Here is a 17,564-nt window from a genome sequence, read left to right on the forward strand (position 1 = left end):
CCAGATCTCAACAAAATTGAAAAGTTCTGGGCTAGATTGAAAAACTATGTTAGTCAGATTATCAATGATAGTGAAAACCTTGTGGATGCTGTGAGTAAAGCCTTCAGGCATCTGTCCTAACTAACTCGTTCTATGCCATATTTCAAAGGTAAATGCTTCTGATTAAGTGATTAAATATACAGATAATTTTGCCTGTTTATGGTTATGATGATCGAATATAAAGGGCATCTCAAAAGCTATTGACAATTGGCCAATTTTGTGATCCGCGTGGGCATTTTAAGTGATACCAGTCAATCAGAATAGTTACGAACTCGACCTATTTGGTCGATTGTTGCTTAACAATTGAGATGGCAAATTCTACTCAAATATGCCTGAATTGCCCTCTGGGTAGGCAACCCACATAAAGTTCATTTTGTCAAGGATTGTTAGGATGCGCTTACCCTGTTTGCTAGAGTGGGAGCATTCCATTTGAGATAATAATTTTTTTCAAGTAATAGGGTGGCCGCTTCTAAGGGAAATGGGCCCCTTTAATACGACCATAATATCAATATCTGAGTCCTCATTAGCGTTACCCCGCGCTTGTGAACCAAAAAGGATCAGTTTTACTAACCGTTTTCCATAAAACTTTGCTAATTCTTGGCGAAATTCTTGTAGTATAGGCATTAGGGTTTGTAATTGAGCCATGGTTTTATTACTTAGAAATTATTTTTTGTAATAAATTGTATTGATGGATGTCACTTATTCACTATTTTATCGGATTTTTGCGATTGCGTAGGGAGTGTGGAAAGATGGGGAGGAATGCGATCGCCAATGAAATGTGGATGGGTCATTCATTCGACGGCTCATAGCGTTCTAAACTTTTAATAAAATCATCGTTTTTCTTCTCGCCATGCTGCTTGACGGATAGATTCAGGGGTGATATTTCTGTTTTCCCACAGTCCTGCTAGGGCAAAGAAATCTTGCTCGTTATCAGATAATGTTGTTTGATCTTCGATGATTTCTACAGAGTCAACAAAATCTAAAGCAGTTAAAATTTTAGAGAGTGTTTCTGCTTTTTCTTGGTCACGAATGTGTACGATTAGTTGTTTCATGGTAGTTTATTTTGCATTAATTTGGTATTAATGATCATTGTCTAATTCTGTTTTTAGCCAATTAAGAATCGGAGAACTAATACGAATTCCATAATCAACTAACTGTTGTGATAAATATAAAATTTCTTGTTTAGATAGATAACCTGCATAAAAACCAACCAAGAGAATTCCTAATGTTCCTTTGACGGTTAATTCCATAGCTTTGGCAACTCTTCTTGCTAATTTCTCATCTATAATTACCCAGTCTGGTTTGATTGAAATTGCCAAGAGAATAACTTCTAATTCTCCTCGATCTAATCCTAGTAATAGCGGTTCAAGAGGAGATGATGATGCAACTTCTTGAGCTTGAATCCAATTGGCATTTTTGAGTTCTTTCGCCCCCGGTTTATTATCTCCAGCGATGACAATTTCTTGATAAACTGCCCAAGGAATAATCACTTCATTAAATAGCTGATTAAGAAGATCTAATTGATTAATCAAAGATAAGGCGATGATCGGTGTAGAATTAACAATTATCTTCATTCTCTTTGATTTTTTTGGCTAATTTACGGCTGGTTTGTATTTCTGATTCCCATTCTTCTGCTGTGTAATCAATAATGGAAAAACCATACTCAGAGAGAAGTGTATAAAATGTATATTTATCGCATCCTAATACTTGTGCGCCGATTCCTGCTGAAATTTTTCCTTCTTGATAAAGATGCCCTAATGTATAAATTATGACTTTACGAGAGAATGCTTCTTTTTCTTCTCTGGCAGCAATGAGGAGTTCTTCGGGAAATGTTACATTAATGCTCATGAGTGTTTAAAGATAATTTGTTTTTCTTGATTTTAGCAGGAATAATATCGCTAATTAATTGATGGTTGATAATTAAGATTCTCTATATTGTTCTCTTTAGTTGTTTATAAATTTCATCATCGTTTCGTTTGTCAATCAGCAAGATTTCTAGTGTTTGCTCCTCAACACGATAAACGATTCGATATTCACCAATATCGGCTCTATGATAAGAGTATCCTTTTAACTTTAGAGAATCTTGGGGATAGGGATTTGTTCTCAGTTCGGTTATTTTTGTGGCTACTTGTTTGGCGTGTTTATCTGGCAGTTTTTTTAAGCGTTTAGTTGCCTGTCGAGATAGGTTAATCTTAAGCATTTAAAATTTCTGACAGTAAAGCCTCACTTTCTGTTGTTCCGATAAAACCTTCTTGATGAGCTTTTTCTGCCTGTAAAGCCAAAAGTTGATTTTCTAACTCGGAAAATCTCTCAAATTCCTCGATTGACAGCACGACTGCAACATTACGTCCCTTTTTTGCTATCTTTACTGGTTCTCTTCGAGCCAAGTCTAACAGTTCGCCAAAGCGATTTTTTGCTTCTGAGGCTCCTAATGTTTTCATAACTAACCTTTATAGAAACTAGCCATTATGACCATTTTAGCTATTATAGCAATTATTGACAGGGCAATCACTTCCACCAGCGACTAACATCCCTAATACTTTGATACACTTCTCTTAAGGCGACCTCTCCCCCAAAATGAAGGATTAAAGGGACTAAGTTGGGAACCGTTTTGAGGAATTTAGGACGAGTGAGAGTACCCAAAGCCTGAAGGACATCTTGCCAGAAAGATAAGTCAACATTAGCAGGGGTTAAGGTGGCGGTTAATGCTTGTAATACCTCTGCACGGTGGTATTCAGACCCAATCCCTCTGGCCGCTTCTAAGGCTTCGGGTAACAAACTTTCCGGTAAATGGGGAGCTAACTCGGTCAATGCCAATGCACGGCTATCTCCATCCCCAATCCCTCTGGCAACCGCTAAAGCTTCGGGTAACACTTCCGGTAAATGGGGAACTAAATTGGTCAATGCTCTTGCACGGTTATCTTCATCCCTAATCCCTCTGGCAACCGCTAAAGCTTCGGGTAACAAACTTTCCGGTAAATGGGGAGCTAAATCGGTCAATGCCAATGCACGTTTATCTTCATCCCCAATCCCTCTGGCAACTCCTAAAGCTTCCGGTAACACTTCCGGTAAATGGGAAACTAACTCGGTCAATGCCCATGCACGATAGTATTCATCCCTAATCCCTCTGGCAATTTCTAAAGCTTCGGGTAACAAACTGACCGGTAAATGGGGTGCTAACAAGGTCAATTCGTATGCACGGTAGGATTCATCCCCAATCCCTCTGGCAGCTTCTAAAGCTTCTGGTAACACTTCCGGTAAATGGGAAACTAACTCGGTCAATACTGATGCACGGTAGGATTCATCCCCAATCCCTCTGGCAGCTTCTAAAGCTTCTGGTAACACTTCCGGTAAATGGGAAACTAACTCGGTCAATGCTGATGCACGATAGGATTCATCCCCAATCCCTCTGGCAACTGCTAAAGCTTCGGGTAACACTTCCGGTAAATGGGAAACTAACTCGGTCAATGCTGATGCACGGTCGGATTCATCCCCAATCCCTCTGGCAACTGCTAAAGCTTCGGGTAACACTTCCGGTAAATGGGAAGCTAACTCGGTCAATACTGATGCACGATAGTATTCATCCCTAATCCCTCTGGCAATTGCTAAAGCTTCTGGTAACACTTCCGGTAAATGGGAAACTAACTCGGTCAATACTGATGCACGGTCGGATTCATCCCCAATCCCTCTGGCAATTTCTAAGGCTTCGGATAACAAACTTTCCGGTAAATGGGGAGCTAACCCGGTCAATGCCCTTGCACGGTTGTATTCATCCCCAATCCCTCTGGCAATTTCTAAGGCTTCGGGTAACAAACTTTCCGGTAAATAGGGAGCTAACCCGGTCAATGCCCTTGCACGGTTGTATTCATACCCAATCCCTCTGGCAATTTCTAAGGCTTCGGGTAACACTTCCGGTAAATAGGGAGCTAACCCGGTCAATGCCCATGCACGGTTGTATTCATCCCTAATCCCTCTGGCAATTTCTAAGGCTTCGGGTAACACTTCCGGTAAATGAGGAACTAACTCAGTCAATGCCCATGCACGGTCAGATTTATCCCCAATCCCTCTGGCAATTTCTAAGGCTTCGGGTAACACTTCAGGTAAATGAGGAACTAACTCAGTCAATGCCCATGCACGGTCAGATTTATCCCCAATCCCTCTGGCAATTTCTAAGGCTTCGGGTAACACTTCCGGTAAATGGGGAACTAAATTGGTCAATGCTCTTGCACGGTTGTATTCATCCCTAATCCCTCTGGCAATTTCTAAGGCTTCGGGTAACACTTCCGGTAAATGGCGAGCTAACCCGGTCAATGCCCTTGCACGGTAGTCTTCAGACCCAATCCCTCTGGCAACTTCTAAGGCTTCGGGTAACAAACTTTCCGGTAAATAGGGAGCTAACCCGGTCAATGCCCTTGCACGGTCAGATTTATCCCCAATCCCTCTGGCAATTTCTAAGGCTTCGGATAACAAAGTAGAAGTAAGATAGGGACTAATTGCTTCTAATCCTTCGGCTCTCCTAAAATCATCCTGATTTTGCCTTACATAAGCTAATCCCTGGGCAGGTGTCCAGATTTCATGCTGAATCAGTGCCGCAATCAATTTTGATGGAATATTAGCCGCCAAACTATTAAGAGAAGTGGTGATTAAAGCATAACGAACCTGTAACCCAATCGACTCACTGGGATTCTCAATAAAATGCCCCTCCGCCAATTGCCACGCCCGGGAAACATCCTTAATAAAAATTGCCGTTTTCCCTTCCCTTTCACACTGACTATACCAACCATTATGACCTTCTGCCGTTTCTTCCCTCAGTAATAGATGAATCTGGGCTATCTGTCCCGCTTTTTCCAAATGCCAGAGCAATTGATTATAAATGTAGCCATCATCCTCTAAACTGTGCCAGTTTGATCCCCCTAAATCCCCCTTAATAAGGGGGACTTCCACCTCTTTTCCCCCCTTTTCAAGGGGGACTTCCACCTCTTTTCCCCCCTTTTCAAGGGGGGTTAGGGGGGATATCTTAATTTGTTTTTGATACCGTTGTAAAAGCTGATGATGTGCCTCAGCCATTGATAACCCTAACCCCGGTAATTGATAATCCGTTTCAGGATGAGGAGACGCTAGGATCAGATTTCGGGCTAAATCATGTAACAAATCATGGACGCGATAACTCGTTAATAGTTCACTAGAAACCCCCGTTAATAATAAAGCTTTACCCCGTAAATATCTTAAAGTTTGTCTCGCTTCTCTAACCTGACAATCCCATAAAGTCGCCGCCATTTTTTCGGTAATGGTAACATCATCCGGTAACACCCCTAACCAGCTAAATTGTCTCAATCTTTGCCGATTTAACCGCTTTAAACTGAGATTAAAGCAAGCAATTAAACTATAATGTTTTCGTTTTTCTTCATTGACAGTATCTCCAGCTTCCAAGCGATCTAAAATTTCTAAATGAGCGATTTCTGCTCGTAAATCTTCGATTAATTCAGCCCAAAGAATCCCATCTTCAATTTGTGCCGCCGTCAACTCCAATGCTAAGGGTAAATAACCGACAATTTTGGCTAATATTTTGGCTTGTTTCTGATCTGCTAAATTTAATTCATGCTTTAAATAACCCGTTAATAAGGCTAAAGATTGGCTTTCCGTCATCACATCCAAATCATAACGAATTGCCCCTTTAACGGGAACTTCCCTAGTGGTTACTAATAATTTACATTGATTTACTGCTACTCTAAAAGGATCAATATCTTCTACATTCCAGAGATCATCTACTACTAATAAAGCCTTTTTATCTGCCAATAAAGTCCTCAAGTGTAAGGATGCCGCATCAATACCCGTCGGCTTAAAATCATAATCTCCTAAAGCTTGAATCCAGCCATGAAGAAAGGATAAAATATCTGGTTGTTGTCCTAATGTTGCCCAGAAAATGCCATCAGGAAAAAAAGCTTGAACTTCTTTTTCTTGTGCTAATGCCGCCGCTAAAGTGGATTTACCAATCCCTCCTAATCCATAAATCGCACTAATAACTAAAGTTCCAGTTTTTTCCGTTGTTTCTGACAATAAAAGTTTTTTTAACTCAATACTAACCTCTGGACGTTCGACAAAATAACTCGGTTTAGGAGGAGCTTGATTGCGATAGGAAGAAGATTTTAAAGAAGCGGATATAACGGGTTTAGGTTCAGGATCAATATCATGGGTTTCTAATATCTCACACCATTCAGGATTGTCATAAACCCTGGCCAAAGATTCAGCTTCTAAAGATGCCGGACGATCTCTAATTGGCTGTTTAGATTGTACCCCAATCACTAACCCATAACAAACAATTGCTGATCCCGATGTTCCTTGCCAAGGTGACTGATCTTCTGCTAATCTTTCTAATTGTTCATCGGTGGGTTGTATGTCTTGACTATCTTTAATATTTAATAACAAACGGTGATGAGGAACACGATTAGCTACATCGATAGTTCCCTCAATATGTAACCCTGTGGCGTATTTTATCTCATCTTCAGCATACCGTAAAAATTGGGGAAAGCCCAAACAGTCAAATTTAACTTTTTTTGTGGTATTAGCATCAGGTAACACCCCAAAACCTACAGGATTACAAGTTTCGATAGTTTCTGGTAATTCTACTAAGGCTATATCGATATTATCGGGAGCTTTCCAAATTACCTTAGCGTCTATATCTTGCTTATCAGAATAGTTTGATGCTGATCTAAATCGTACTTTACAGTTGTTACTATTATCAAATAGATGCCGACAAGTCAAGAGTAAACGTCCCCCAATTCGATAGGCAGTGCCGTATTTAGGGGCAACAATTTCTAAAGCGCGAAGGGGTTGGAATTGGGGCATAACTTATCGGATTGATGTAACCTATTCTTCTGGGATGGCGATGGGTTACGCTTCGCTAACCCATCCTACAAATTAACTGCTTTGGGGGCAAGCATTGCGTCCCTAGTGGTATAAAATTCTAATCGGGAATATCATCACTTCCTGTCTTGATAGGTCCTCCATCTTTCCCAATGGGTTTAAGGGGAATTTTAATTCTATGGGTTATCGTATCTTTATTGGTGACACCCCCACCCATTTCTACTACCCAAAATTTCAGCCCACCTTTGCCTTCTTTCGACTGCTCAACCACAAATTGAACCTCTAATTCAATTTCACCCACTTCAAAGCGAATCTGCTCACCCTCAGAGGCTAAAATAGATTTACTCAGTTCAACCCGCAATGCTTCTAAGGTTTCTCGAAGTCCAACTTTATTGATGTCCATAATTCTCTAGTTATTTTTGAAGGATGCAGACAAAAACCCTTTCAATTCTATCGTTTTTCTGAAACTTTAGGGCGGACGGGTTGCCTTTATCCAATTGATATAATAGCCCAACCCGATCGCTAAGGTAAGCGCGGGTTGGGAAAAGAAATCGACCTAATATTATCTCAAGACTAAAATGACAAATTGAATTAGCATCGAGCTATTTTGCCAATACAAGGTGTCAAGATCAAACTAAGGAGCTAAACGTTGCCTTTGCCAACTGCCATCTTCTTGACGATAATAACAGAGACGATCGTGGAGACGACTGGGGCGACCTTGCCAGAACTCGATTAAACTAGGAATTAGGCGAAATCCGCCCCAATGAGGAGGACGGGGAACTTCACGACCCGCATATTCTTCTTTTAGTTCTGTCAGGCGTTTTTCGAGTATATCTCGCCCGGAAATCACTTCACTTTGATTGGAGGCCCAGGCCCCTAAACGAGATTCCCAGGGACGGACAAAAAAGTAATTATCCGATTCCTCCTCGCTGATTTTTTCTACAGTTCCCTCAATCCTAATTTGCCGTTGCAATTCTCCCCACCAAAACACTAGGGCTGCATTGGGATTGGCGATTAATTCCTGTCCTTTGGCGCTTTGGTAGTTGGTAAAGAGAACAAAACCGCGAGGATCGAAGTCTTTTAACAGTACCATGCGGGCCCGGGGTTTACCCTCCGGGGAAATAGTGGCTAAAGTCATAGCGTTGGGTTCCAATCTTCCCGAAGATACCGCCCGTTCTAGCCATTGTTTAAATACAATGAAAGGATCGGCAGATGTTTCTGACTCTAGCAATTCTTCGAGATTGTAGTCCAAGCGCAGGTCAGCGATCGATATGTCCATGGTTTTGCTTGCTAAATTTTATCCTTTGAGATCCTACAAGATTCTACAATCATGACTATCACCTCGGCCAGTGACGCGATCGAATCTCTTTTAGAAATGGCGGAACAGGGAGAAATTGACCCCTGGGATGTGCAGGTTATTGATGTGATCGATCGCTTTTTGGCAGAATTGGGGTTATTAAATGATCTAGATTTAGCCATGGCCCAAGCTAATTTACCCCAATCGGGACAGGCTTTTTTATGGGCTTCTATGTTAGTTTTATTTAAGGCTGATACCCTAGAAAGATTGTCTTTGGAACAGCAAGAAGAAAGTCTGATAGATGAGGAAATTAGCGATTTAGAACGGGAATTAAGAACTTTACCCCGTTATCTAGAAAATCATATTCGCCGTCGTACTGCTGCCCCACCACCGCGAAAAAGACGGGTAACTTTGCAGGAGTTAATCACTCAATTACAACAGATTGCCCTAGAGATTGAAGCTTTACCGAAACTGCCTGTAGTTGTCCCGAAACCCCGGCCCCAATCCCGACGGGAAGCGGTACAAATTATCACGGAATTGGCCCACCAAGAAAACCTGACGGAATTGGCAGCGGAACTGGACTTTTTTTTGCAGAGAAAGTTTTTTCAATTAGAGAAAAATGAGATAGAGTTTGAGTATTTATTAGATTTATGGCAAGCGGAAAAACCCTCTAGTCACTCGGCAACACAGGAAAAGGTGGCGATTTTTTGGGCTTTACTTTTACTGGCTTCTCAATCAAAAGTGGAGTTAAAACAGGAGGATTTTTATCAGGATTTAACTATTTCTTTAATTAGGGTTTGCTGAAAAAGTTTTTTCTAGAGGCAGGGTGTGCGGTGTCGGGTGTGGGGTTTTAAGCTAAGAGGCATTACAGCTTATTGACTCCTATCTCCCTGACTTCTTTAAACATTTCTTTTTTTCTCAAACCATGTTTGTAATAATTCCCCCGATTCCTTGGCTAAAATTCCCGCAATTACCGGTAAACGATGGTTAGAAAAAGGACTATCTATAAAATTAGCCACAGTGCGGATAACTCCTGTTTTGGGATCGTCAGCACCGTACACTAATAATCCTAGCCTAGCCTGAATGATTGCCCCGGCACACATGGGACAGGGTTCGAGGGTGACGTAGAGGGTACAATCATTTAAGTGCCAATTGCCTAAAACCTGACTAGCGGCACGAATCGCCAGAATTTCGGCGTGAGCGGTGGGATCATGGTGTTTTTCCTTGCAATTAGCCCCTTGAGCGATTAAATGTCCCTGTTTATCCACGATAACCGCTCCCACAGGTACATCACCCCGATCCCCCGCAGTTGCAGCTAAATTTAAAGCTAACTGCATCCATTGCCGATGTTTCTCATAGGCTTTTTCATCAATAGACTTTAGATAGTCCCACATTTAGCCAGTAAATTATCTAATTTTTTCTGACCATCCAAAGCATACAAATCATCACAACCACCGATATGTTCATTATTAATAAAAATCTGTGGTACACTGCGTTTACCGTTGGCACGTTCGGCCATGGCTTGACGTGCGCTTTCATCCCCATCAATCTTGTATTCGGTGTATTTTACTCCTTTCCAACCCAGCAACCATTTAGCACGAATACAGTAGGGACAAGTTGCCCAGGTGTAAATTTCCACATTGGCCTTGATATTCTCGTTATAACGCCCAAAAAGCGAGTTAAATAGATTTAGCATCTTGTGACTACAGAAATATTTATCTTTATTTTATGGATTCTGCTACCAAAAAAGCCCAATTACGCAAACAACTAATTGTCCAAAGACGATCGCTTCCTAAGCATATTTGGCAAGAAAATAGTCAGCAACTTTGCAAAAATTTACAATCTTTACCCCTCTTTCAGCACGCTAAAACCATTCTCGCTTACTTCAGTTATCGTCAAGAGCCGGATTTAAGTTCCTTATTTTGTCAACACCATCGCTGGGGTTTTCCCCGTTGTGACGGAGATAGCCTGACTTGGCACTGTTGGACTGCCGATGATCCCCTAGAATTAAATCGTTATGGCATCTACGAACCAACAGCGATCGCTCCTCTCATTTTACCGGCCGAAGTGGACTTACTGTTAATTCCCGCCGTCGCCTGTGATCGCCAAGGTTATCGCTTAGGTTACGGGGGGGGTTATTTTGATCGTCTCTTACATTCCCCCGAATGGCAAGCTATCCCCTCGATCGGGATTGTCTTTGACTTTGCCTATCTCGATACCCTTCCCCTCGATACTTGGGACCAAAAATTACAGGCAATCTGTACCGAATCGAGAACCGAAATTTTTTAACAATTATTTTCCTATTCCCTCACACCCAATCCCCAAGCTGATCCCTAGAAAGCAACAAGCTGATGGCTGACAGCCGATGGCTGCAAGCTTACACTAAATCCAGTTATTAAAAACTGATTATTTATTTCCCCTTTTGCCTCTTGCCTCTTGCCTTTTGCCTGTCCTGATATGTAGCCTATACTCAACGGATTTAGTATTATATTAAGTTTTATTGAATCCGATCGACCCTGAAGATAGCTTTGCTAGGATGAAATTCACATCAGGAGATGTTTATAGTAATCACTGGAAAAAGTCAACAGGGAAGCAATGAAACACTTTCACGAACCATGGATTCAAGAATGGTGTCAAGAAAACGGCTGGACAGAGCTATTTCTCGAACGCTACAGTAATTATTGGGCATTCCCTCCCAATGCCGTGATGCCAGAACCAATTCCCACCAAAGTGTTACAAAACATTAAGCGCCAAAAAGGTCTATCCCCTGCCGAAAAACTTTGGTTAGGAGTGGCGATCGGATTGACTTTGACAGCTTTAATTCTCTGTATCACCCTCGCTTGTCCTATGCCTATAGTTCTCGCTTTCGCTTTTGATGCTGTCACCGCAGCGCGATTGGAAGTGGAATATTAAACCAGCAAAAATTGAGTAGCAGAAACCCAAAAAGGGGGAGATTTTTCCGAAAGTCTTCCCCTTTGCCGCTTTTTTCTGGACAGGTACAATCGATCTGTTCAACGAAACAGGGTAAAATCGGGCGATAATTTAAGAAAGTAAATTCATCGGTTTTTTAGCCTTCAGGAGTCAGTATTTAGGAGTCAGGAGATTATTTTTATTTATTCTCCCCACTTCCTTCTCCCCCCACTCCCCAATTCATAATTCATAATTCATAATTCATAATTCCCATGTCCGAATCTCGTCGCTTACAGTTTACCCCCGATCTGGAAATTTGTCGTATTTTGAACGGAATGTGGCAAGTTTCAGGCGCCCATGGTTCGATCGCACCCCAAAAAGCGATCCCTAGTATGTTCTCCTATCTAGATGCCGGTTTCACCACTTGGGATCTGGCCGATCATTACGGTCCGGCTGAAGATTTTATCGGTGAATTTCGTCGTCAATTAGTCGCTCAAAGGGGCATTGATGCTTTAAATAATCTGCAAGCTTTCACTAAATGGGTTCCCCGTCCGGGTAAAATGACTAAGGAAATAGTCGCAAAAAATATCGCTATTTCCCTCCGTCGCATGGATGTGGATAGTCTCGATTTATTGCAGTTTCACTGGTGGGATTATCGCGATAAAAATTATCTAGATGCCTTATATTTTTTAGGAGAATTACAACAGGAAGGCAAAATTAAACACCTGGCCTTGACTAATTTCGACACGGAACATTTAAAAATTATTCTCAGCACCGGGATTAAAATAGTCTCCAATCAAGTCCAGTTTTCTCTAATCGATCGCCGTCCCCTCGTCAAAATGGCACAATTTTGCCAAGAACATAACATCTATCTACTCGCCTATGGTACTCTAGCAGGAGGCTTATTAGGGGCAAAATATCTCGGTCATCCTGAACCCAATGCCATGAGTCTCAATACCGCTAGTTTACGGAAATATAAAAACATGATCAATGCTTGGGGAAACTGGCAATTATTCCAAGAATTATTAACTGTTCTTAAAGCGATCGCTGATTCCTATCATGTCACCATTCCTAATGTGGCAGTGCGTTACGTTCTCGAACAAAAGGCCGTAGCCGGGGCAATTATCGGGGTGCGTTTGGGTGTTGCTGAACATATCCAAGAAAATGCCCGTATTTTCGATTTTCAATTATCCCCCCAAGACTATCAAAAAATTGATCATGTCTTGCAAAAATCCCGGGATTTATTGCAGTTGATCGGTGATTGCGGTGATGAGTACCGTCGTTAAGTAGGTAGGTGTTAAAAATTGTCAGCTTTCCCCCCTTATTAAGGGGGGACTAAGGGGGGATCGCCACCCCTTATTAAGGGGGGACTAAGGGGGGATCGCCACCCCTTAATAAGGGGGGATCGGCACACCCCTTATTAAGGACTGATAACTGATAACTGATAACTGATAACTGAAAAGAGGCTAATAATGAGATTTGAACAACCAATCCCCGATGATCCCGCTAATCAATGGCGCTATCAATTAGATCAATTCGTGCAAGAAAATCAACAGGAATTAGCCGGTTTAATGTGGGGTTTACTCTCGGAATGGGGAGAAGATGCTCAGGAAATCTTGGGCATTGATCTTAAACCTCAGCCCCATTTTGTCTGTTGTTCTAGGGAGTCCCTAGAGAAATTAAATCGCAAGGTTAATTGTAAAATTCAAGAGATGCTTGGGATTATTTATCGCTATAATCCCAGCGAAGAAGTGGCTATAGTCGCTATCGGTGATGGTCAGGTAAAATTGATTTATTTTCAACCCGATCTTTCCCCTCCTGAATGTTTTGATCGCCTCGAAGTGGATCTCGATACCCTCATTCAACAGTTAGAGGCCAAAATGCTGGCGCAAATCCAATCTTTCCCAATTTGATGCCGATTGCCAGCGCAAAAAGTTAGCAGGTTGTCCCACCGATAAACCCGCCAATCCGATCGCTTTTCTGGGGGATTCTGTCCCTAGAAGAATCGCCGTTTCTAAATCACATATTCCCCAGTTAACTAAATTGGCTACTCCTTGTAATAAGGGTAAGGTTGTTCCCGCTAAAGTACCGTCAAAAAGTCTTGCTGTTCCCTGTTTAACTTCAATTTCTCTCTCGTCCCAAGGATAGACACCATCCTCTAAACCAATCGGCGCTAAAGCATCACTAACTAAGAAAATTCCTTGATGATAATTACTGGCTTTTAGTAATAATTCTATCATGGTTGGATGGATGTGTTGACCATCGGCAATTAACCCACAATACACCTCGCGATTGATAATTGCTTCCCCTAATAACCCCGGTTGACGATGGTGTAAAGGAGGCATGGCATTAAAAGCATGAGTAACCATTTTTGCCCCCTGTAAAAAGGCTTTTTTGGCTATTTCTTGACTCGCTTGCGAATGTCCTAAGCTGACGGTAATTCCTCGATCGCTTAGGTATTTAATCACCGTACCGCTACTATCTAATTCTGGGGCTAGGGTGATAATTTTGACGATCGATAAGTAGTCCCCAAAGATTTTATCTATTGTTTCTATACTTGGGTTTAAAAGATATTGTCCCGGATGCGCCCCCCTTTTTTCATAGTTTAAAAATGGTCCCTCTAAATGTACTCCTAAAACCTGCGCGCTCGCTCGATTTTCCTGTTGCTGTTTCTCGATATATTTGGCAATTACTGAGAGGGATTTTTGAAATTTCTCCACAGACGTGGTGACTAGGGTGGGAAGATAACCATCAATTCCTTGATTCCCAAGATAATCGCTAATCTTATCTAATTTTTCTAGATCTGTTATTTCTAAGTCGGGAAATGCTAATCCTAATCCCCCGTTGATCTGTAAATCTACTCCTCCTAACGATAGCCAATCCCCTTCCATATCGATAATCTTTTCCCCTTTTTTCCTTCCCCCCATCTCCGTGATTCTCTCGATCTTTCCCGCAGCATTTATCTCTATTTGTTGTCGCTCCTGATGGGTGGGAATTCTAGCGTTAATTAGGGTTATCATAGCAGCAGAAAACTAATTTTTTTTTATTATAATCTCAAAAAAAAACTTTTTTTTTGATTATGCTTGACAAAGGAGCATTTTTTTGAGATAGTTTTTATATAATGGGAATCTTTGCACTTACTCACAGATGCTTAGATCCAATTGTATAAAAACTGATCATAAAAAAATAATACCATAACCTGCCCGCTTCCTGTCCAGAAATTGCAAAAATACTTTACAAAACAATTACAGCCTTGCTGCCGCAGTTCTTAGGAGGGAGTGACTGTCAGAAGGAAAGCTTTGTCCTATAATAAAATTAAGACTTGATAAAAACTACTTTTTTAGCAATAAAAGAGTAGCAATCTCAGTGATTAGGGAGGGGTGTGTGTTTTTTAGAAAAATAGGGAAACAGACTCAAGAACCGTGTCGTATTATTATCGGAGATGTGCATGGCAGTTTTCAGACACTTTTGCGACTATTAAACCGAGTTGCTCCCGATAGTGAGGATAAGGTTTATTTTCTGGGAGATTTAATTGATCGAGGACAGCAGAGCTTGGAAGTGGTGGATTTTGTCATCAAAAATAACTATCAGTGTCTCCTAGGCAATCATGAATATATGCTCTTAAAAGCTCTGGCAGGAAAAGAAGTTTCTGAAAAATGGCTAAACGTCTGGATCGAGAATGGCGGGGCGGCGACACTACTAAGTTATAATAACAATATACCCGCCGAGCATATCAATTGGTTCCAATCCCTACCCGCTTATTTAGACCTAGGAGATATTTGGTTAGTTCACGCGGGAGTACACCCAGAATATCCCCTTGAACAGCAAACAAACGAGCAGTTTTGTTGGATTAGAAACGAATTTCATACCATGACCCAACCCTATTTCAAGGATAAACTAATTATCACAGGTCATACTTTAACCTTTACCTTTCCCGATGTCAAACCGGGACAACTAGCTCGCGGCAGCGGTTGGCTAGACATTGAAACTGGGGTTTATCATCCCCAAAGTGGTTGGTTAACTGCTTTAGATTGGACAAATCAATTAGTTTATCAAGTGCAGTCTCAAAATAAAAATTGTCGCACGATCCCTTTAGAAAAAGCCGTGGTTAATCTAGATCTTGACAAGATTTCTCGTTACTCCTCCAGGGAAAGCTCATCTAAATCACTGAACCTTTAATGGTGATCGGAAAAGAGAAGCGATAAAACCGGAAGCATCGGTTAAAATAGTTGATAATCTGATTAATACCCTTTTCTAATGACCCTTGAACTCTTATACCAAGCCTTCATCGAAACAATTCAACATCCTGACCCTGAGATAAATCTAGCTCGGGCAGCCCTACAAATAGCCAATTTTGAATATCCGCGCCTCAAGATTGATCAATATTTAAATAGAATAAATTTAATGGCTGACGAGGTAAAAAAACGCTTACCCGATAGATTATATCCTTTAAAAATAGTCAAGATTATCAATCAATATTTATTTGAAGATTTACGATTTACCGGTAATACCCAAGAATACTATGACCCCCGCAATAGCTACTTAAATGACGTAATTGATCGCCGCACAGGTATTCCGCTCACTCTCTCGATTATCTATTTAGAGATTGCCAAACAGATCGATTTTCCCATGGTAGGAATTGGTATGCCGGGCCATTTTATTATCCGTCCCGATTTCGAGGAAGTGGAAATTTTTGTCGATCCCTTTCACGGTGGTGAAATCTTATTTAAACAGGACTGTCAAGAAAGATTAAGTCAAGTTTATCAACAGCCAGTTAAATTAGAAGAACATTTTCTCAATATTGCTACCAATCAGCAAATTTTATTACGTTTGTTGACTAATTTAAAATATATTTACCTGAATCGTCAACAATGGTCTCAGACAATTCGGACAATAGATCTACTACTTTTGCTCATTCCTAATCATCCCCTAGAGCTGCGCGATCGAGGTTTAGTTTACTATCAAATTGGACAATTCAGCCGAGCGCAACAGGATTTAGGCTTCTATCTTGCCCTCCTACCCAACGCCCAAGATGCGGAATCAATTCGGCAATTATTGCAAAAAATTAACTCTTAAGTCGCCAATCAGTTATCAGTTATCAGTTATCAGTTAACGGTATTAAATGAGGAGTATTAAATGACATTAATAGTGCTGTCTTTTCACTGATTACTGATTACTGTTCACTGAAAAATCCCCCAATCCTTTACTGATAAATGATAACTAAAATGACTATTAGCCCTTCCTTAACCACAAAAAAACTCAAAATTGGTCAACTGCGAAAAGTCCATCATATCGCTTTCAACGTCAAAGATATGGAGGCTTCTCGTCATTTTTATGGGGAAATATTAGGCTTAGAGGAATTAGTGGGGGAAAAAATTCCCACCACCTTAAAAGAATTAGTTGCCCAGGGAAAAGTGGCCAATTTTATCACCCCCGATGGTACAGTAATTGACCTATTTTGGGAACCAGATTTAAACCCTCCCGACGACAATCCCGAAATCGCTTTTACCCGTGCCAACCATTTAGCCTTCGATATTGCCCCCGAAGGCTTCGATTTTGCCCTAGAAGTGCTACAAAGTCAGGGAATTACTATTGCTAGTGGACCCGTGACCCGTCCGACTGGGAGGGGGGTTTACTTCTACGATCCCGATGGCTTTATCGTCGAAATTCGCTGTGATCCCGCATCTTAACGACTCAGAGGACGAAAACTGCGACTAAAAACCAGAAAAGTTAGGATAATCGCTAATATAATCGCCGTTATCGCAATTAGAGGCAGAGAAATCTGTTTAACAGCGATCGCCAAGAAAGCCCAGATAAACACCCCGATAAAAGCCCGATCTTTTCTTTTTAAACCGACTAAAATCGCGATTATCGCCCCGATAAGCAGGATTATTACCGTCCAGCTCTGGTCAGTTAGACCCCATCGCTGCCAGTCGATCCAATCTAGCAGCGAAGCGACGTTGACAATCGTGGCTACGGTAATCCAAGCGAAATAAATACTAATAGGAGCATTAACTAATAAACCCTGTTTACGATTGACAATCAAGCGATTAATTTCTAAGCGGAGATAAAGCCGGATGAGAGAAATTAAAATGCCTAGCATTGCCAGTAAAGACAGGGTAAAAAAACGCAATTGAAAGAGAATTACCCAGAGAATCTGACAAGCACTAGCGATGGCTAATTCGTAGCCTAACCGACGCAAACGCGGTTCAGTTTTATTAAAAGCCAAAGCTTGGTAAATTCCCAGACTAATTAAACCCAGATAAATTAATCCCCAAATTGCAAAAGCATAATTAGCGGGAACAATTAAGACATCTTGAAAAACTGTATTCGAGATAGCCCCGATATTTTCGCCCTTGAGAGGAAAAATATTAGCGAAAATATTGGTGATAAAAGCCCCTAGAATAGCAAATAAATTTAGTTCTTGTCGGAGACGATCTCGATCAAAATTCAT

The 17,564-nt window shown here is 41.2% G+C and carries 20 protein-coding genes and 1 pseudogene; 8 read left to right on the forward strand and 13 right to left on the reverse strand.

Annotation, left to right across the window (positions count from 1 at the left end; all coding sequences use genetic code 11):
- Window positions 1-513 precede the first annotated feature (513 nt).
- From IM475_RS09490 to pdxH, 9 genes and pseudogenes are all read right to left on the reverse strand, one after another.
- A pseudogene (locus IM475_RS09490) lies at window positions 514-684 on the reverse strand (nucleotidyltransferase domain-containing protein); the annotation flags it as partial.
- Window positions 685-869: 185 nt separating this feature from the next.
- Window positions 870-1,091 (reverse strand): hypothetical protein, encoded by a 222-nt coding sequence (locus IM475_RS09495; RefSeq protein ID WP_012267989.1) that lies wholly within the window; start codon window positions 1,089-1,091, stop codon window positions 870-872.
- Between the two features lie 27 nt (window positions 1,092-1,118).
- Window positions 1,119-1,613: a PIN domain-containing protein gene (locus tag IM475_RS09500; protein ID WP_287727391.1), complete on the reverse strand. Its 495-nt coding sequence runs from the start codon at window positions 1,611-1,613 to the stop codon at window positions 1,119-1,121.
- A complete protein-coding gene (locus IM475_RS09505) occupies window positions 1,597-1,887 on the reverse strand; it encodes a UPF0175 family protein (protein WP_002780147.1) in 291 nt (96 codons plus the stop codon). The genes IM475_RS09500 and IM475_RS09505 overlap by 17 nt, the downstream gene beginning before the upstream one ends.
- An 82-nt stretch (window positions 1,888-1,969) precedes the next feature.
- Window positions 1,970-2,239, reverse strand: coding sequence for a type II toxin-antitoxin system RelE family toxin (locus IM475_RS09510; protein WP_002739840.1), 270 nt, complete (start codon window positions 2,237-2,239; stop codon window positions 1,970-1,972).
- Complete coding sequence (locus tag IM475_RS09515; protein ID WP_002739617.1) at window positions 2,232-2,480, reverse strand: type II toxin-antitoxin system Phd/YefM family antitoxin; 249 nt, start codon at window positions 2,478-2,480, stop codon at window positions 2,232-2,234. Before IM475_RS09515 ends, IM475_RS09510 begins: the two co-directional genes overlap by 8 nt.
- 67 nt (window positions 2,481-2,547) lie before the next feature.
- Window positions 2,548-6,885, reverse strand: coding sequence for an NB-ARC domain-containing protein (locus IM475_RS09520; RefSeq protein WP_287727392.1), 4,338 nt, complete (start codon window positions 6,883-6,885; stop codon window positions 2,548-2,550).
- A 118-nt stretch (window positions 6,886-7,003) separates the two neighbouring features.
- Window positions 7,004-7,306 carry a trypco2 family protein gene (locus IM475_RS09525; protein WP_012267992.1) on the reverse strand — a complete coding sequence of 101 codons (303 nt, stop codon included), beginning with the start codon at window positions 7,304-7,306 and terminating at the stop codon, window positions 7,004-7,006.
- 231 nt (window positions 7,307-7,537) lie between these two features.
- The gene (gene pdxH, locus IM475_RS09530) at window positions 7,538-8,182 is read right to left on the reverse strand and encodes a pyridoxamine 5'-phosphate oxidase (RefSeq protein ID WP_002802042.1); all 645 of its coding nucleotides are present in this window, start codon (window positions 8,180-8,182) and stop codon (window positions 7,538-7,540) included.
- 51 nt (window positions 8,183-8,233) lie between these two features.
- Here pdxH and IM475_RS09535 point away from each other — a divergent pair, with 51 nt between their 5' ends.
- Window positions 8,234-9,004, forward strand: a complete 771-nt coding sequence (locus IM475_RS09535; RefSeq protein ID WP_287727393.1) for a segregation/condensation protein A — start codon at window positions 8,234-8,236, stop codon at window positions 9,002-9,004.
- Between the two features lie 95 nt (window positions 9,005-9,099).
- On the opposite strand, the gene tadA is transcribed toward IM475_RS09535, so the two are convergent.
- Both tadA and grxC read right to left on the reverse strand, forming a co-directional pair.
- The gene (gene tadA / locus IM475_RS09540) at window positions 9,100-9,594 is read right to left on the reverse strand and encodes a tRNA adenosine(34) deaminase TadA (protein ID WP_123229874.1); all 495 of its coding nucleotides are present in this window, start codon (window positions 9,592-9,594) and stop codon (window positions 9,100-9,102) included.
- Window positions 9,579-9,896, reverse strand: a complete 318-nt coding sequence (gene grxC, locus IM475_RS09545) for a glutaredoxin 3 (protein WP_002802035.1) — start codon at window positions 9,894-9,896, stop codon at window positions 9,579-9,581. The genes tadA and grxC overlap by 16 nt, the downstream gene beginning before the upstream one ends.
- A 32-nt stretch (window positions 9,897-9,928) precedes the next feature.
- Here grxC and IM475_RS09550 point away from each other — a divergent pair, with 32 nt between their 5' ends.
- The 4 genes from IM475_RS09550 to ccmS all read left to right on the forward strand — a co-directional run bounded on the left by IM475_RS09550 (window position 9,929) and on the right by ccmS (window position 13,023).
- Entirely contained in the window at window positions 9,929-10,489 is a 561-nt protein-coding gene (locus IM475_RS09550; RefSeq protein WP_287703052.1) for a 5-formyltetrahydrofolate cyclo-ligase, read from the forward strand.
- A 306-nt stretch (window positions 10,490-10,795) separates the two neighbouring features.
- Window positions 10,796-11,113, forward strand: coding sequence for a slr1957 family protein (locus tag IM475_RS09555; protein ID WP_002762345.1), 318 nt, complete (start codon window positions 10,796-10,798; stop codon window positions 11,111-11,113).
- 269 nt (window positions 11,114-11,382) lie between these two features.
- The gene (locus IM475_RS09560) at window positions 11,383-12,396 is read left to right on the forward strand and encodes an aldo/keto reductase (protein ID WP_287659350.1); all 1,014 of its coding nucleotides are present in this window, start codon (window positions 11,383-11,385) and stop codon (window positions 12,394-12,396) included.
- Between the two features lie 186 nt (window positions 12,397-12,582).
- Window positions 12,583-13,023, forward strand: coding sequence for a beta-carboxysome assembly chaperone CcmS (gene ccmS / locus IM475_RS09565; protein ID WP_287727394.1), 441 nt, complete (start codon window positions 12,583-12,585; stop codon window positions 13,021-13,023).
- Here ccmS and nagA read toward each other — a convergent pair.
- Window positions 12,979-14,130, reverse strand: a complete 1,152-nt coding sequence (gene nagA / locus IM475_RS09570) for an N-acetylglucosamine-6-phosphate deacetylase (protein ID WP_287659348.1) — start codon at window positions 14,128-14,130, stop codon at window positions 12,979-12,981. The two genes, ccmS and nagA, sit on opposite strands and share 45 nt — an antisense overlap.
- A gap of 364 nt (window positions 14,131-14,494) precedes the next feature.
- On the opposite strand from nagA, the gene IM475_RS09575 reads away from it, so the two are divergent.
- From IM475_RS09575 to IM475_RS09585, 3 genes are all read left to right on the forward strand, one after another.
- Window positions 14,495-15,289: a metallophosphoesterase family protein gene (locus IM475_RS09575; protein WP_287659347.1), complete on the forward strand. Its 795-nt coding sequence runs from the start codon at window positions 14,495-14,497 to the stop codon at window positions 15,287-15,289.
- Between the two features lie 78 nt (window positions 15,290-15,367).
- A complete protein-coding gene (locus tag IM475_RS09580; RefSeq protein WP_287727395.1) occupies window positions 15,368-16,186 on the forward strand; it encodes a SirB1 family protein in 819 nt (272 codons plus the stop codon).
- A gap of 149 nt (window positions 16,187-16,335) precedes the next feature.
- Window positions 16,336-16,800 carry a VOC family protein gene (locus IM475_RS09585; protein WP_287727396.1) on the forward strand — a complete coding sequence of 155 codons (465 nt, stop codon included), beginning with the start codon at window positions 16,336-16,338 and terminating at the stop codon, window positions 16,798-16,800.
- Here IM475_RS09585 and IM475_RS09590 read toward each other — a convergent pair.
- On the reverse strand, window positions 16,797-17,564 hold the full coding sequence (locus IM475_RS09590) for a TspO-related membrane protein (RefSeq protein WP_287727397.1): 768 nt from the start codon (window positions 17,562-17,564) through the stop codon (window positions 16,797-16,799). The two genes, IM475_RS09585 and IM475_RS09590, sit on opposite strands and share 4 nt — an antisense overlap.

The organism is Microcystis sp. M061S2 (genome assembly GCF_020245605.1).
Classification (GTDB): domain Bacteria; phylum Cyanobacteriota; class Cyanobacteriia; order Cyanobacteriales; family Microcystaceae; genus Microcystis.

Excerpts from the sequence above, each read along its gene's own strand:
- IM475_RS09495 (WP_012267989.1), bottom strand. The coding sequence starts at position 1,091 with ATGAAACAACTAATCGTACACATTCGTGACCAAGAAAAAGCAGAAACA.
- IM475_RS09590 (WP_287727397.1), bottom strand. The coding sequence starts at position 17,564 with ATGAATTTTGATCGAGATCGTCTCCGACAAGAACTAAATTTATTTGCT.
- tadA (WP_123229874.1), bottom strand. The coding sequence starts at position 9,594 with ATGTGGGACTATCTAAAGTCTATTGATGAAAAAGCCTATGAGAAACAT.
- IM475_RS09555 (WP_002762345.1), top strand. The coding sequence starts at position 10,796 with ATGAAACACTTTCACGAACCATGGATTCAAGAATGGTGTCAAGAAAAC.
- IM475_RS09525 (WP_012267992.1), bottom strand. The coding sequence starts at position 7,306 with ATGGACATCAATAAAGTTGGACTTCGAGAAACCTTAGAAGCATTGCGG.
- IM475_RS09560 (WP_287659350.1), top strand. The coding sequence starts at position 11,383 with ATGTCCGAATCTCGTCGCTTACAGTTTACCCCCGATCTGGAAATTTGT.
- IM475_RS09500 (WP_287727391.1), bottom strand. The coding sequence starts at position 1,613 with ATGAAGATAATTGTTAATTCTACACCGATCATCGCCTTATCTTTGATT.
- IM475_RS09550 (WP_287703052.1), top strand. The coding sequence starts at position 9,929 with ATGGATTCTGCTACCAAAAAAGCCCAATTACGCAAACAACTAATTGTC.
- IM475_RS09580 (WP_287727395.1), top strand. The coding sequence starts at position 15,368 with ATGACCCTTGAACTCTTATACCAAGCCTTCATCGAAACAATTCAACAT.
- nagA (WP_287659348.1), bottom strand. The coding sequence starts at position 14,130 with ATGATAACCCTAATTAACGCTAGAATTCCCACCCATCAGGAGCGACAA.
- pdxH (WP_002802042.1), bottom strand. The coding sequence starts at position 8,182 with ATGGACATATCGATCGCTGACCTGCGCTTGGACTACAATCTCGAAGAA.
- IM475_RS09510 (WP_002739840.1), bottom strand. The coding sequence starts at position 2,239 with ATGCTTAAGATTAACCTATCTCGACAGGCAACTAAACGCTTAAAAAAA.
- IM475_RS09505 (WP_002780147.1), bottom strand. The coding sequence starts at position 1,887 with ATGAGCATTAATGTAACATTTCCCGAAGAACTCCTCATTGCTGCCAGA.
- ccmS (WP_287727394.1), top strand. The coding sequence starts at position 12,583 with ATGAGATTTGAACAACCAATCCCCGATGATCCCGCTAATCAATGGCGC.
- IM475_RS09585 (WP_287727396.1), top strand. The coding sequence starts at position 16,336 with ATGACTATTAGCCCTTCCTTAACCACAAAAAAACTCAAAATTGGTCAA.
- IM475_RS09535 (WP_287727393.1), top strand. The coding sequence starts at position 8,234 with ATGACTATCACCTCGGCCAGTGACGCGATCGAATCTCTTTTAGAAATG.
- grxC (WP_002802035.1), bottom strand. The coding sequence starts at position 9,896 with ATGCTAAATCTATTTAACTCGCTTTTTGGGCGTTATAACGAGAATATC.
- IM475_RS09515 (WP_002739617.1), bottom strand. The coding sequence starts at position 2,480 with ATGAAAACATTAGGAGCCTCAGAAGCAAAAAATCGCTTTGGCGAACTG.
- IM475_RS09520 (WP_287727392.1), bottom strand. The coding sequence starts at position 6,885 with ATGCCCCAATTCCAACCCCTTCGCGCTTTAGAAATTGTTGCCCCTAAA.